9 protein-coding genes and 1 riboswitch are annotated in these 14,759 nt (G+C 62.8%); of the genes, 2 read left to right on the top strand and 7 right to left on the bottom strand.

Translation table 11 applies throughout. The features are described 5' to 3' along the window. A riboswitch (yybP-ykoY riboswitch) is annotated at positions 1 to 183 on the bottom strand. The 5 genes from AC07NV_RS19505 to AC07NV_RS19485 form a co-directional block, all read right to left on the bottom strand. Beyond that, positions 160 to 387, bottom strand: coding sequence for a hypothetical protein (locus AC07NV_RS19505; protein WP_495168056.1), 228 nt, complete (start codon positions 385 to 387; stop codon positions 160 to 162). It overlaps the preceding riboswitch by 24 nt. Next, entirely contained in the window at positions 387 to 4,619 is a 4,233-nt protein-coding gene (locus AC07NV_RS19500; RefSeq protein WP_495168055.1) for a translocation/assembly module TamB domain-containing protein, read from the bottom strand. Before AC07NV_RS19500 ends, AC07NV_RS19505 begins: the two co-directional genes overlap by 1 nt. Then, positions 4,619 to 6,796: an autotransporter assembly complex protein TamA gene (locus tag AC07NV_RS19495; protein ID WP_495168054.1), complete on the bottom strand. Its 2,178-nt coding sequence runs from the start codon at positions 6,794 to 6,796 to the stop codon at positions 4,619 to 4,621. The genes AC07NV_RS19500 and AC07NV_RS19495 overlap by 1 nt, the downstream gene beginning before the upstream one ends. Positions 6,797 to 7,069: 273 nt before the next feature. Further along, positions 7,070 to 8,272 (bottom strand): nucleotide sugar dehydrogenase, encoded by a 1,203-nt coding sequence (locus AC07NV_RS19490; RefSeq protein WP_495168053.1) that lies wholly within the window; start codon positions 8,270 to 8,272, stop codon positions 7,070 to 7,072. A gap of 72 nt (positions 8,273 to 8,344) precedes the next feature. Further along, positions 8,345 to 9,808: a protein adenylyltransferase SelO gene (locus tag AC07NV_RS19485; RefSeq protein ID WP_495168052.1), complete on the bottom strand. Its 1,464-nt coding sequence runs from the start codon at positions 9,806 to 9,808 to the stop codon at positions 8,345 to 8,347. A gap of 334 nt (positions 9,809 to 10,142) precedes the next feature. Here AC07NV_RS19485 and AC07NV_RS19480 point away from each other — a divergent pair, with 334 nt between their 5' ends. After that, positions 10,143 to 12,074 (top strand): polysaccharide biosynthesis protein, encoded by a 1,932-nt coding sequence (locus tag AC07NV_RS19480; RefSeq protein WP_495168051.1) that lies wholly within the window; start codon positions 10,143 to 10,145, stop codon positions 12,072 to 12,074. A gap of 15 nt (positions 12,075 to 12,089) precedes the next feature. Here the strand turns inward: AC07NV_RS19480 and AC07NV_RS19475 are convergent, their stop codons facing one another. Then, on the bottom strand, positions 12,090 to 13,199 hold the full coding sequence (locus AC07NV_RS19475) for a glycosyltransferase family 4 protein (protein WP_495168050.1): 1,110 nt from the start codon (positions 13,197 to 13,199) through the stop codon (positions 12,090 to 12,092). Positions 13,200 to 13,324: 125 nt separating this feature from the next. On the opposite strand from AC07NV_RS19475, the gene AC07NV_RS19470 reads away from it, so the two are divergent. After that, positions 13,325 to 14,182 (top strand): NAD-dependent epimerase/dehydratase family protein, encoded by an 858-nt coding sequence (locus AC07NV_RS19470; protein WP_495168049.1) that lies wholly within the window; start codon positions 13,325 to 13,327, stop codon positions 14,180 to 14,182. A 3-nt stretch (positions 14,183 to 14,185) separates the two neighbouring features. On the opposite strand, the gene AC07NV_RS19465 is transcribed toward AC07NV_RS19470, so the two are convergent. After that, positions 14,186 to 14,752, bottom strand: coding sequence for a sugar transferase (locus tag AC07NV_RS19465; RefSeq protein ID WP_495168048.1), 567 nt, complete (start codon positions 14,750 to 14,752; stop codon positions 14,186 to 14,188). Between the last annotated feature and the right edge of the window lie 7 nt (positions 14,753 to 14,759).

Here is a 14,759-nt window from a genome sequence, read left to right as displayed (position 1 = left end):
GGGCGGCAGGCAATTCCAATAGACATCGTACCCTGCCGCCCAGCCCGGACGGAAGGTTCGATGCCATTGGTCTCGCCCAAGCGGTGATCCCGCTTCCACCGCACCACGACCTCTCGGCCGAGTATGTTGACACGGTGGCCCGTCGCGAAGGACGGCTGGCTACTCCCCAGATGACGCGGGCGGATTAGACGGCTTGACGGCCGGTTGCAAGTCTTCCGATGCGGACACCGCCGCCGCGGCTTCGTCCGATTTGGCAATGTCGGCGTCCATCGCTTTGGCGCGCGCCTCGATCTCCTTGGCCGCTCCGTCGTAGCGAGTTTCGAAGTCGGGTTCGTCCTTGCACGCGGTGAGGAGCAGCAGCGGTACGATGATGGCAGCGCGGCGCATCAATAATCCTTGCGATACCGGATGCTGAGGTTCGATTGCCCCGAACCGCCCGCCTGGCTCAGCACCGACAGCGCCGGGGTCAGGCTGATCTCGAGCTGGGTCGCGGTGTAGCCTCGCGCGTCGGTGATGACCTCAAGATAAATGTCCTTGGTGATATATTGCCCGGCGGCGAGCGCCGTGCCGCGGCCAACCGTATCATCGGGACCGAGGACGCGAAGCCGATCGATACCGGTCGCCGACTGGAGCGCGCCGAGCGGGCTCAGTCCGCCACCGCTACTGCTCAGCGTGTTGAGCGACGAGGCAAGTTGCACCGCCTGCAGCGGCGACAATGTCGTGATCGAATCGCCGAACAGGATACGCGACACGATCTCGTCCTGCGGCAGGCCGGGAACGCTGGAGAAGGCGATTTGCGGATTGCTTGCGCGGCCGGTGACGGTGACCGTCACCGTAACGGTTTCGATCGTATCGCTGGCGACAAGGCGGATCGCGGGATCGAAGGCATCGCCGGTCGGGAAGGTCACCCGCCCTTCCTGGAGTTCGAACGAGCGGCCAGCAAAGCCAAGTGTCCCGCGCACCAGTTCGATCTCGCCCGTCACGCGCGGCGCCTCGGTCGTGCCGCGCAACACGACGTCGGCCTTCCACTCGGATTCCAGACCCATGCCGGTGACATAGATTTCGTCGGGCGCCTTCAGCGCAATGTCGAGGCGGATGAGATCGAACAGGCTTCCGCCGACAGCTGCAAGGCCATCGCCGCTGACTCGTGGGCGCCCCGCGGCGGGTTTCCTCCGCACGCCCGTAAGAACGGGTACTTGGGCCGCCCCTTCACGCACGATACGATAGCGCGTTTCGGGCAGGCGCAGGCTGCCCGACAGTAAAGCGGTCTGTCCGGCGACCTTCTCGAGCGTCAGATTGCCCGTCGCGCGCGCGGCGATATTTTCGCTTTTGGCGAGCCGCGCATTGTCGAGCGTTGCGGAAATATTCATCGGATAGCCATCGGCCGACGCAAGACTGATAGAGCCCTTCGCCTGAACGGTCCCGTCGCCGGCTTTTGCCGTGAGCTGTTCGATCTCCAGCCGGTTGCCCGTGAAGCGGCCATTGACGACCATGTTGGTGAGCCGCGTGCCATAGGTCTGGTTTTCATAGACCATGTCCTTGCCGCGCACGACTCCCTCGAGACAGGGATTCGCGACGCTGCAGCTGAAATCAGCAGCGACGGCGATCGGTCCCGACACATGCTGGTCGGCCGGACCGAAGAAGGAATAGAGCGTGTCGGCCGGGCCATTGTATCGGATGCCGCCACCAAGCGGCGCGGCTTGCAGGCGCGTCGTCCAGTCGCCCGCACCGGGACCAAGCGGGCGCAGCGACGCCTGCAGGCGGCCGATGACGCTGCCGCGCTTGCGCATCACCGCCCGCGCCTCACCGCCATCGCTGAGCAGCTTGCCGGCAAAATTGACGTCGACCGGCTGGCTGACCGAGGCTGCGGTCGTGCGTGTGAAGTCGGAGATCGTCAGCCGCGCATCGGCGCGCGGGACGCTTTCGGAATTGGCCTGTTCGAAATCGAGGCTGCCCGACGCGCGGCCGCCAAGCCCCATGTCGGGATAGACGGCGTTGAGGATCGCCATATTGACGCGGTCGAGGCGGCTCTGGATCATGATGCCATCGCCGAAGCGCCCGGCGACCCGCGCGCTGCTGCCGCGGCCAAGGCTGACCGTCGTCGGCAGCAATTCATAACCGTCTGCACCCGGAATGATGCGCGCGGGCGACGTTGTACGGAAATTGATACCGGTGGCGCGGCCCTGCACCGAAGCGCGCCACAATTGCGGCGCAAGATCGGCATTGGCGGCGATACGGAACGGAACGCCGCTGGTGCCTTCGACCAGCGCCTGCGCCTTGCCGGTCCCGTCGCGATAGTCGATCTTCACGCGTCCCACCGCGATGTCATATTCGCGGATCCGCGTCTGGGCGATCTGGATATCGGCGACGATATGCGGCGTATCGTATAGCGTCACGTCGGCGTCGACGATCGCAGACCCGATCGCAAGCTGTGCGGGTCCGGGCAGAACGACGTCGTTTGCGCGGACATTGATCGCCGCCGCCTGATACTGGCCAGCGGCGCTTAGCCTGACAAGACCGCCAAGGCCCTGTCCCGACGCGTTAAGCTGGCCCACGAAAGGTCCAGCATCGCTCTTCACCATCCGCCCGCTGAAACCGATCCCCGACAGGTCGCCGCGTTCGACATCGATCGTCAGCGGGCCGGTCGCGGTTAGCAGCACGACATCAGCCGACAGCGGGCCATAGTCAGTGTCGCCGGTGGCGGCGAGACGATAGCCGTTCGGCGCGCCGTTGATCTTCGCCACCAGATTGGCGAGCCCGATCCCGAGCCCCGGACGCTCGGCGGTCACCACCGCGCGCGGGTTGCTGATCGTTCCCGCAAGCTGGACCCCGACGGGGCCATAGTCGGTCGAGTTGGCGCGCGCGGTCAGCTGGATCTGGCCGTTCGGGGCATAGCTCCCCTGCCCGCCGGTGACGCGCAGACGCGGCGCGGAAAGCCGCAGGTTCGCGAACCGGACAATTCCGTCGGTACCATAGCGTACATCGCTCGACGCCGTCGCATTGCCGCCAAGGAAATCGCGCACGCCTGAATTGAACAATTTGGTCGACCGCGCGCGGACGCGGCCGACGATCTCGAACCCGCCACGCGGCGCGGTCTTGAGATCGGCGTCGGTGTCGATATCGAAAATGCCGACACTTTCGACCCGGTAATCATTGATCCGCCCGTCGATAGCTCCGGTGTAAAAGCCCTTGTTGAGATCGGCGATGACGATCGCCTTTGCGTCGATGCGCGGCGATCGCAGGCGCAAATTATCGCTGAGGATACGGCCATTGCTGTACGCGAGGTCACCATCAAGCCGGACTGCAACGAGCGTTCCGCCAGCGACCGTGTCGAGTCCGCGGATGCGCGTAGCGCGGCCCGCGACGGGAATGACGATCTGATCGGCATCGACGCGCGCCTTGCCCGCAAGGCTCAGCCCCTCCACGATGATATCGTTGACCGCAAGGCTGTTGGCGTTGGCCTGATAAACAACCGTCGGCAATGCGAACGCTCCATCGAGTGTCGCAGTGGCGCGCAGGCCATTGGCGCGCAGCGCGGGCGCAATAGCACCGGGACGCAGGATATTGGCCGCGAGTTGCAGCCCTTCGTAGCGACTGGCGCCGAAATCGACGCCACCGCTGATGCCCAGCCGCGCCGCATCCGACGAGAGCCGGCCGTCGATTACGGCTTTGCGCTCGTCGAGCTGCGCGGTCAGGTCGATTGCGGTTTCGGCGCCGAGCATCTCGGCCGTCGGGCCGGTCAACAGCCGCGCGGCCTGCGCCGTTCCTTTTGCCGTGAAAGTGCCGTCGCGCCCGGTCAGTGCCACGCGTGCGAGCGGCGCCGCGCCGAGATTTGCGGTCAGGTTGCCGTTCCATGCTTTCCAGTCACCGCGTCCATCGAGTTTGGCGGTCAGCGGTTCCTTGAACCCGCCCATCGCCGCGAGCACGCCGCCTTGCGGGGCATTGACGTCGAGCGACACCGCGAGCCGGTTCTGCTCGGGAACCGCATCGAGCAACAGCTTCAGCGTGTCGCCCTGCCCGCCACCTCCACTGATGGTCGCGGCATTGGCGGTGACCTGCGCGCGCCGGTCGGCGATTGCAACCTTGCCGTTCAGCGTGGCGACCTGCCGTGCGCCGGCAACCGCGGGCTCAAAAATGAAACGATCGACACGCACCAGCCCGACGTCGATATCGAGATCGGGGAGCAGCGGTTCGCCAGTGTCGGGAACGACCTTGAACTCGGGAAATTTCCGCATCGTCATCGTCGCGGCCGTCGCCGAGCGGACGTCGACATGATTTGCAAGATAGCGGATCGGCCGCCAGTCGACCTTCACCTCGGGCGACGCGAGGAACACACCTTTGGGATCGGACAGGGTGAAATCGCGAATGACCGTCCGGCCATAAAGCGAGCCGTCTAGCCGGCCGATACCGATTTTCATCCCGTTTTCGAATTCATATTTTTCGATCTGCGTGACGACGAACCGCCGCCCCGCGTCACTGTTGAGCCCGATAAGGAACAGCGCAAAAAGCAGGACAAGCCCAAGCAACGTCAGGCCGACCCAGCGCAAGATCGTAAGCGGCCATGACCGCGGCTTTGCCGGCGCGGAGTCTTCGGCAGCGAAAGCGGGGTCGTCAGCCATCAAAACGCCTGCCCGATCGAGACATAAACGCTGACTCGCGCTTCACCCGGCTTGCGCCCGATCGGGGTCGCGACGTCGAACCGCATCGGACCGAAATTGGTGTAATAGCGCGCACCGATCCCCGCACCGAAGCGCAGATTCTGGAAGGTCGGCGCCGACGAACGATAGACCTGCCCGGCGTCTACAAAGCCGACGACGCCGAAATTGCCGAAACGGTAACGCGTTTCGAACGCGGCCTCGGCAACGCTACGGCCGCCGATCGGGTCGTTGTTCGGGTCTTTGGGACCAAGCTCCTGATAACCGAAGCCGCGAACCGACCCGCCACCGCCGGCATAGAAACGCCGCGACGGCGCGAGCCGTTCGCGCGCCGCTCCGAGGATCGACCCGACCCTTACCCGTCCGGCAACCACGATGCTGTCGGTGACCGGATAATAGCCGCTGATGTCGGTCCGGAGGCGGCCATAGGGCGAAAACTTCCCGGCGAGCGAGCCTTCGGGCTGGATCAGCGTCGTGATCCGGAACCCCTTGGTCGGATCGAGCAGGCTATCGGTGCGGTCCATCCCGACCTGGCCGGTCAGCCCGAGAATCGTGTAGAAGTCATATCTGCGGCTGCCCGCCGTGAAATCATAATCGTCTTCGCGGGACGCGAGCAGTTCGACGCCATAGGCATAGGTAAATTTCTTCTGCCAGATCGGGGTTGAATCATAGCTGACCCGCGCCCCGACGCGGCCGGTGATCGCGTTGAACGCATCATAATTGCTGCGGGTGACTTCGGTAACGAGTTCGAAGGTCCGATCGCGGCGGCCAGCGTTCGACTGGCGCAGCGTTGCACCGAGTCCCTGCTCCTTCGTCCCGGCCACGCCGCGGAAGATCAGCGCGCCTTCGGGCGGCAAGAAGTTGCGGTGCGTCCAGCTGCCATCCAGCCGGATCCCCTCGCCGGTCCCATAGCCCGCGCTCGCGGCGAGCGTACGCGGCGGGCCGGCGTCCTGCGTGACCAGCATCGTCACATATTCGGTATCGCCGCCAGCGCTTTCGCCGGTCGGCTGCGGTTCGGCGGCGACGGTTGAAAACAGCCCCGTCGCGACCAGTGCCTGCCGGAGATCATCGACCTTACGGCTATCGTACAAGTCACCGCGTTTGAAGCGCGCCAACACCTCGACATGCTCAGCGTCGAACGCCAGATCGCCTGTCGTCTCGATCCCGCCGAAACGCGACCGTTTGCCGATGTCGACCGGCAGCGTGTAAACGCCATCATTGGTCGCGCCGTCGAGCAGAATGTCCCGCTGCCCAACCTTGGCAAAGGGGTAGCCCTCTTCGGGCAGTTTGAGCGCGATCGCGGCTTCGGCGCCCTGAATGCGTTGTGCAACGATCGGTTCGCCGACGGCGAGCGGGAAATTGTCGGCGATCAGCGCGGGCGGCACAGTGGGCGCCGCGTTGATGATGATGTCGGCCAGCGTATACCGCTTCCCCGGCGTCACATCGATGATCGCCTTGACAGCCTGACTGCGCCCTCCTGTCTCGCTACGATCGATACGCGTGTCGACCGCCCCGTCATAATAGCCCTCGGACGCGAGGATACGCTGCATCAGTTCGCCGTCCGAGCTCAGTCGCGCGCGGACCATGGCGGCATTGTCCGCCTTGCCGTCACCTTTGTAGAGTGCCGACAGATCGCCGAAAAGGTCGGCCAGATCGACGTCGGTGCTGTCGTCGGCAGCGTCCAGACCATTGACCTGAACGACATAGGCAATGCTGACATTGTCCTTGTCATCCTCGGCTTCGGCAAACTGGACGGGCTCGACGTCGAAGCTTTCGAGCGGCGGCAACGGCGCAGCGAGTTCGACATCGCTGATCGGGGCGTCGCCAATTGCCTCGACGGCATCGCCATCGGCCAGCGCCGGAACCGGGATGCCGTCGACCTTCGGCGGCTGCGTTTCCACTGTCCCGTCGGCGGTTGCTTGACGCTGTTTTGCGGCTTCGGCAGCTCCGCGTTTTTCAAAGTCGGCAATCGTTTCGAGCGGCCGATCGAGTTCGGGATCATCCTCGGCGCCGATCGACGGAATCGCCTTCTCGAACTCTTCGTCGCTGATGATCGGAGCGACTTCGGGCAGTTGCGCGTCGGGCGGCGGCGGAGACGGGGCCGCGATCGGTTCGCCGGCAGCGCCCTGAAGTGTCGGCACGACCTTGGGCGGCTCGACCTGCTGTGCATGAGCTGCGCCCGCCCATCCCAGGCAAAGAAGGGAAGTCGCGCCGATCAGCAAAGGCCGAATCCGCGAAGATTGGCACCAACAGGATTTACAGGAAATGTCAGATTTCTTCATCTGTGGGCCACCGGTGGGTCCTTGTGGCTCGCAAGATATGGCTGTGCAACCCGTTTCTCCCTGTTTGATACGCAAACTCTCCGACAATGGGACAGTTCCCGGCAATGCGCCGAGTTGCGCCGAGAGAGAGGGTCAGGAATCGGCGCCGAAAAGGTCGCGGCTGTAGACCTTGTCCGCAACGTCGGCGAGGTCGTCGGTCACGCGATTGGCGATGATGACGTCGGCTTCGGCCTTGAACGCATCCAGATCGCGGATCACGCGCGAATTGAACAATCGCTCCTCTTCGACCAGCGGCTCGTACACGATCACCTCGATGCCCTTGGCCTTCACGCGCTTCATCACGCCGAGAATGCTGCTCGCGCGAAAATTGTCCGACCCGGCCTTCATCGCAAGACGGTGGATACCGACGACCCGGGGGTTGCGCTTGATGACTTCGGAAGCGATGAAATCCTTGCGCGTCGTGTTCGACGATACGATCGCCTGGATCAGGTTCTGCGGTACTTTCTCGTAATTGGCGAGCATCTGCTTGGTGTCCTTGGGCAGGCAATAACCGCCATAACCGAAGGATGGATTATTATAGAATTGCCCGATCCGCGGATCGAGGCACACGCCCTCGATAACCTGACGCGAATCCACGCCATGCGCCGCGGCATAGGTATCGAGCTCGTTGAAAAAGGCGACGCGCATCGCAAGATAGGTGTTGGCGAACAGCTTGATCGCCTCGGCCTCGGTATTGCCGGTCTGCAAGATCTCCGCCTCGGGCTTGAGCGACCCTTCGAGCAGCAGGCGGGCGAATTCGGCCGCGCGCGGATGCGTGTTGCCTACGATGATCCGCGAGGGATGAAGATTGTCGTACAGCGCCCGCCCTTCGCGCAGGAACTCGGGCGAGAAGACGATGGCATCGGTACCCAGCTCGGCGCGCATCCGTTCGGTGAAGCCCACGGGAACGGTCGACTTGACGATAATCAGCGCGCCCGGCGCCTTCACCAGCGCGTCGGCAATCACGCTCTCGACCGTGCGCGTGTTGAAATAATTGGTGTCGGGGTCATAGTCGGTCGGCGTCGCGACGATGACGAAGTGGGCGCCCGCGTAGGCCGCGTCGCGGTCAGTCGTCGCGACAAGGTTCAGCGGCTTGTTCGCCAGATAATCTTCGATTTCGGGATCGGCGATCGGTGACAGCCGCGCGTTGATCTGTTCAACCTTGCGAGCATCGATGTCGAGCGCGACCACTTCATTGCGCTGCGCCAGCAATATGGCGTTGGAAATACCGACATAGCCCGTGCCGACGACCGCAATTTTGACGGGCGGCGCGGGCCTAACAGTTTCTGGAGCCAATGACTTATCCTCTGATGGTGCGGCGCCGTCCCTAGCAACTGCAATGCGGCAGCTCAACCGCGACCGCCCGCATCATGTTCCACAGAAGGTCTTGTAGGGCGCAGCGTCATCGGGCCCCGGTTCGGCGAAGCGCTCCAGCCCCGCACGCACATCATAGGGATGCCGCACGACGTCGAGAAGTTCGAGCCACAGCGCCAGGTCGCCAGCCTCAGCGGCTTCCAGTGCTGCCTCGACCAGGTGATTGCGCGGGATATAGAGCGGGTTGACTGCGTCCATGGCGTCGGCATGCGCGAGCGGCCCCGCCGCGTCATGCTCGATTCGGTCCCACCACAGAGCGATCCAGGGCGCCATCGCGTCGGGTGCCGGAAGCAGGCTTTGAAGCATCGCGCCATCGCCGCGCAAGAGCATCGCGAGCGCGCGAAAAAAGGAGGTGAAATCGACGCGATGCTCTTCGAGTTCGTCGAACAGCGTATCGATCAGTTCGCTGTCGTCCGCATCGCCGCCGCCCAGCCCCAGTTTCAACCTGACCCGCTCGTGCCAGATTGCACGAAAGCGGCCGGGAATCGCATCCACCAGTGTCTTCGCGGCATCGACATCGGCCGGCGACACGCGGTGGATCGCGGGAAGCAGCGCCTCGGCGAAACGCGCCATGTTCCAGTGCAATATCTGCGGTTGCCGGCCATAGGCGTAGCGACCATTGGCATCGATCGAGCTGAACACGGTGTTCACGGCGAACCGGTCCATGAAGGCGCAGGGGCCGTAATCGATCGTCTCGCCGCTGATCGCGACATTGTCCGTATTCATCACGCCGTGGATGAAGCCGACGCCAAGCCAATGCGCGACAAGATCGCATTGCAATGTAGCAACGCGTTCTAGCAGGCCCAGCGCCGGATTCGTGGTATCGATAAGATCGGAAAAATGCCGCCGAACGCTGTAATCGACGAGCTTCGCCACATGGTCGGCGCCAAAATGTGCGGCAAAAAACTGAAAGGTCCCGACGCGAATATGGCTGCTCGCAACGCGCGTCAGCACCGCTCCGGGATGCGCACGCTCGCGTTGGACGCGATCGCCCGTGGCGACGGCAGCGAGTGCGCGTGTCGTGGGGACGCCCATGGCGGCCATTGCTTCCGACACCAGAAATTCACGCAGCACCGGGCCGATCGCCGCCTTGCCGTCACCATTGCGCGAAAAGGCGGTCGGGCCCGATCCTTTCAGCTGCACATCGAACCGCGCCCCGTCGGGCACGACGACTTCGCCGATCAACAACGCACGGCCATCGCCCAGCTGCGACGAAAAATGGCCGAACTGGTGGCCAGCATAGGCAAAAGCGAGCGGATTGGCGCCAGCGGGAAGCGATTGCCCCGAAAAGATGCTCGCGAGTTGCGCGTCGCTCGCGTCATTGACAGCGAGGCTCAGTCGTTCGGCAAGCGCATGGTTGAACCCGAGCAGCGCTGGGGCCGAAGGCTTCGCCGCGTCGGCGGGGGCATAAAATCCTTCCATCGAATCGTGGAAACTATTGTCGAAGACGAAGTTCATGCGTCACTCCCATCCTCGCTATGTCGAGCTTGCGAGGCGCGATTGCAACCTCCTGCGTTACCGCGGTCGATCCTGACGCGGGGGGAATTCCCTCTCCGGCGCGAGAGCCACAGTAGACCGGCTATTTCCGGCATTTGCGCTAGAGACACGGAGACACAGTGTAGTGTCCGCTCCGACAAAAGCAAAAGGGCGGACTCTAAGGCAATCGTCACCGACCGGCCGGTTCGGAACAGAGCCCCCTCGGCGCCCGGCCAATGTTCGCTTGAGCGAAATGCCGCAAAAGGCTAGTGACCGCGCGAGAGGGGTGAGGATCAATTTGGAATTGTAACGATAAATGACGATTCTCGACGAAAAATACTGGCAGCAGCTGCGCGCGTCGATTTTAACCTACATTGTCGACCGCCCGCGGAGGCAGCGTCAAGTTGCCGCCATCGTGATCGACGGGCTTCTGTGCATAGCTTCCGTTCTGATCGCCTTTTCACTGCGGCTCGGCGTGTGGGATATCATCTCCCGCCCGATATTGATGTTCAGCATCACCGCGCTCGCCCTTTGGTATCCTATCGCTTGGAAATCGGGGGTGTACCGATCGCTTATCCGCTATTCGGGCGCGCGTACCGTCGCCGACTTGGCAATCGCCTGCGGCCTGCTCATGCTGCCGCTTATCGTCATTCTGGTCGTGTTTCGCGTTCCCGACGTGCCGCGAACATTGTGTGTTCTGCATCCGATCATTTTCCTGCTCCTCCTCGCATCGAGCCGGATATTCGTCCGTTTCGCTTTGCTCGACCTGCTGAAGGTCGTCGACGTGAATGCCCGCCGCGTGCTGGTCTATGGGGCGGGACGCGCCGGCCAGCAGCTCGCGCTTTCGCTGCGGCACGAATCACAGTTAGATCTGGTGGGATTCGTCGACGACGACCTGCGGCTCAAAGGTCAGCGGCTGGACGGCGTTCCGGTTTTCGGGTCCGATCGCCTCGACGGCCTGCTCGACGAAACGAGGGTTGACGAAGTCCTGCTGGCGATTCCGAGCGCGTCGCGCACGCGCCGCCGGGAAATCATCGAAAAGCTACAGAACGAAAATATCTATGTCCGCTCGCTTCCCAATCTAACGAACGTCATCGACGGCAGCATTACCGTGAACGACCTACGCGAGATCCAGATCGAAGAGCTTCTCGGCCGCGAAGCCGTCGCGGCAAATGAGCTGCTGATGGGAAAGACGATCGTCGGCAAGACTGTAACGGTGTCGGGGGCCGGCGGATCGATCGGTAGCGAATTGTGCCGGCAGATAATCCGTTGCCACCCCAACCGGCTGATCCTGCTCGAACAGTCGGAGTTCGCGCTATACGCGATCGAACAAGAGCTTAGCGAGCTCGTAAATGACCTCGGCATCGATGTTCAGCTGACGCCCGAACTCGCCAATGTATCCGAACGATCGTCGATGTCCCGCATCTACCACCATTATCGCCCCGAGACGGTCTTTCACGCCGCAGCCTATAAGCATGTTCCGCTGGTCGAGGCTAATCCGCTTTCGGGGCTGCGGAACAACATCATGGGCACGCTGCATAGCGTCGAAGCCGCCGAAGCCGCCGGTGTAGCCAACTTCATCCTGATCAGCACCGACAAGGCGGTGCGTCCGACCAACGTCATGGGCGCCTCGAAACGCGTGTGCGAATTGATTCTGCAAGCCCGTGCCGAACAACCAGCCGTGAAAACCATTTTCAGCATGGTCCGTTTCGGCAACGTGCTTGGATCCAGCGGCTCGGTCGTTCCGCGCTTCAAAGCGCAGATCGCGGCAGGCGGCCCGGTAACGCTTACCCACCGTGAAATCACCCGCTATTTCATGACCATCCCAGAAGCCGCGCAGTTGGTGATCCAGGCGAGTGCGATGGCCAAGGGCGGCGAAGTGTTCGTGCTCGACATGGGGCAGCCGGTGAAGGTCATTGATCTTGCTCGCTCCATGATCCGCTTGTCCGGCCTCACCATCCACGACGATGACAATTCCGATGGCGATATCCAGATCGTCGAAACGGGATTGCGCCCCGGCGAAAAACTATACGAGGAATTGCTGATCGGCAATAATCCGCAAGCGACGAGTCATCCACGGATCATGCGGGCGCGCGAAGTTTTGTTGCCGTGGGCTCAACTCCAACAATCGCTGCATAATCTGGACGTGACCATCCGGCAAAGCGGCGACGCTAACGCGGCGGTCCAGATTATCGCTGGTCTGGTTCCCGAATATGCCCCCGAGAGCGCCGGAAAGATGAGCGCCTGACAGCGCGGGCGTCGATTACAGTCCGAGTTGCTCAAGCATCGAGACGTTCACTTGATGGACGTCATATTTTTCCTCAGCGATGCTCCGGCTCGCTGCGCCCATGCGCACTCGCTCGTCTGCATCGATGCCAAGAGCGATCATCGCCTGTGCTAAGGCATGGGCATCCTTGACCGGCACAAGCCGCCCGTTGACGCCATCGGTGGTGGTTTCCCGGCAGCCGGGCGCGTCGGTCGTAATGATCGGACGTCCCATCGCCATTGCTTCGAGGACGGTCCGTGGCGTACCTTCGCGCCAGGATGGCAGAACGAACACCGCCGAGGCCGCGATCGCGGGCCGAACATCTTCGAGAAGGCCGAGATATTCGATGCCGTCGGCGATCCACTCGTCGAGTTCCTCGCGGGTCACTGCATCGGGACCGGTGTCGAGCATGCCCGCCACCAATATCCGCGCACCCGGGACAGCTTGGCGAACGGTCCGTCCCGCTGCCGCGAGTTCGTTGAGCCCCTTGCTGTGCAAGAGCCGCGCGATCGTCAGGAAAACCGGCTGGCCGGGTAGAGGCACCGGAACAAATTGTTCAAGGTCGATGCCCGAACCATTGACCATGATCGTCTTGCTGCTGTCGGGTAAACAGCCCGCCGCGATGAAATCGTCCCGGTCGTCGGGGTTCTGGAATATCACATGGCTATTTGCATTGGTCGCCAGCCGGTACAGCCCCTGCGCGACCTTCTGCGTAAGTTTCCGCACCACGCCGCGCCGTTCGATGAAAGCGAATCCCAGCCCCGTCACCATGCTCGCCGATCGGGCGCCGGCGCTTCTGGCGGCCAGGCTGCCCCAGATATTGGGCTTGATCGTATAGTTCAGAACAAAATCTATTTTCGCGTCCCGTACGATCCTCATGATGTTTCGATAATAGAGGATATCGCCGGCGAACGATATTTTGGTGCGTTTCAGCTCGATGTCGTGCGGGATCGCGCCCATTGCCCGAAAATGATCGGCGAATTCGCCCTTGAGGTCGGGCGACGACACATGCACCTCATGCCCCCGTCGGATCATTTCCTCAGCGAGCGCGGACCGGAAATTATAGAGATAGTGGGCGTGTGACCCATTGATAAGAATTTTAGCCATATTTCCGTCTTGTCCTACGCGCTCCGCTTGACGCGTTCGGGTGCGAAGCGTCAAGAGCGGACTTGGATCAAAGCTTGAAATCAAGGCTTGAAACAGCACAGCTCGTTGCAAGGATATAAAAGCAGATGCGTATTGCGGTCGCCGGCGCAGCCGGTTTTGTCGGGCGCCATCTCGTCCGGCACTTGTCGAAGCAAGAGATTGCGGTCGTGCCGCTCGGGCGCCAAATGCTCGAAGCACTCGACCATGCACTGACGGGCTGCGACGCGCTGATCAATTGCGCCGGTGAGAAGAGCGGAATCGGCCCCGCGGCCGATGATGCCAATGTCGTATTGCCCCAGCGCCTCTTCCGCGCCGCCGCCGCCGCGGGCGTCTCACGGATGATCCATGTGAGCAGCGTCGCCGCGCTGACCAGCGCCACCGAAGCCGGGCAAGATGTCTCCGACGCTGATCAGTGCTATCCCACCACCGCTTACGGGATCAGCAAGCGGCGCGGCGACGACGCCCTTTTGGCGTTTGCCGCCAATCATCCCGAAACGCGGCTGGCGATCCTTCGTCCTCCGATCCTGATCGGCGCGGACGGCGGTGGCCCGTTCGCGATGCTTCGCAGCGCGGCGCAACGCGGTGTTCCCCTGCCCCTACGTGGTACAGGCAATCGTCGCAGCATCATGCATATCGACAATTTCGCTGCCGCTTTGCAGGCTACCGCCGGCGCGACGCTTGAGGGAGCCTATATCGTCACCGATTCGCCCGCCATCTCGACCGAAGAATTTTATTCCCGGATTTCGTGCGCGCTTGGTCGCAGGCCGCGGCTATTCCCGATTGGCGGTGCGGGACGCCGCGTCGTCCGCCAGTTGCTGGGACAGCGCGGCGACAGCCTGTTCGGCGACGCGGCCTTTTCCGGCGAACGCTTTGCGGCCGATTGCCCGGTCGAATGGCCCGTCCCCACGGCTGCGCTGGTCGAAAAGGCGACTGCCCCGGTCTGAGATCTAGGCCGAGTCCCGAAACGCGGCATCGCCGCGCCCCCCACCGCCGAAGGTGTGCAGCAATATCCGGATATCGCCAATCAAGCTTTGGTTCGCGACATAGTCGCCGTCGATCGCCGCGAGCCGTTCGGGCTCAGACATGTCGACGCCCTGGACCTGCGCGAGTCCCGTCACGCCCGGACGAACCCGAAAAACACCATAGCGCGCGCGCGCGGCGATCAGCTCGGCCTGGATGGGAAGGCAAGGACGAGGCCCGACAAGACTCATATCACCGCGCAGGACACAGATGAGTTGCGGCAGTTCGTCGATCTTGAGCTTGCGGATCAGCGCGCTCGACCGCGAAATCCGTGCGACCGCCACCTCGTGCGACGGACGGTCGCCGGTCGTCGGCTCCATGGTGCGGATCTTGTAGAGGCGAAAGGGCTTCTGCCCTTTTCCGACGCGCCACTGCAAGAACAGCGGATTCGCTCGGAACTCGATTCCGGAAAATATGGCGGCAACCAGACAGACGAGCAACGCCGGAACGAAAAGCAGCGCCGCGGTCGCCAGATCGAACCCACGCTTCAGCATCCGTCCC

It is taken from the genome of Sphingopyxis sp. GW821-FHT10B01 (assembly GCF_059415685.1).
This window is presented reverse-complemented; position numbering and strand designations above follow the sequence as displayed.

Excerpts from the sequence above, each read along its gene's own strand:
- AC07NV_RS19470 (WP_495168049.1), top strand. The coding sequence starts at position 13,325 with ATGCGTATTGCGGTCGCCGGCGCAGCCGGTTTTGTCGGGCGCCATCTC.
- AC07NV_RS19505 (WP_495168056.1), bottom strand. The coding sequence starts at position 387 with ATGCGCCGCGCTGCCATCATCGTACCGCTGCTGCTCCTCACCGCGTGC.
- AC07NV_RS19500 (WP_495168055.1), bottom strand. The coding sequence starts at position 4,619 with ATGGCTGACGACCCCGCTTTCGCTGCCGAAGACTCCGCGCCGGCAAAG.
- AC07NV_RS19480 (WP_495168051.1), top strand. The coding sequence starts at position 10,143 with ATGACGATTCTCGACGAAAAATACTGGCAGCAGCTGCGCGCGTCGATT.
- AC07NV_RS19485 (WP_495168052.1), bottom strand. The coding sequence starts at position 9,808 with ATGAACTTCGTCTTCGACAATAGTTTCCACGATTCGATGGAAGGATTT.
- AC07NV_RS19475 (WP_495168050.1), bottom strand. The coding sequence starts at position 13,199 with ATGGCTAAAATTCTTATCAATGGGTCACACGCCCACTATCTCTATAAT.
- AC07NV_RS19465 (WP_495168048.1), bottom strand. The coding sequence starts at position 14,752 with ATGCTGAAGCGTGGGTTCGATCTGGCGACCGCGGCGCTGCTTTTCGTT.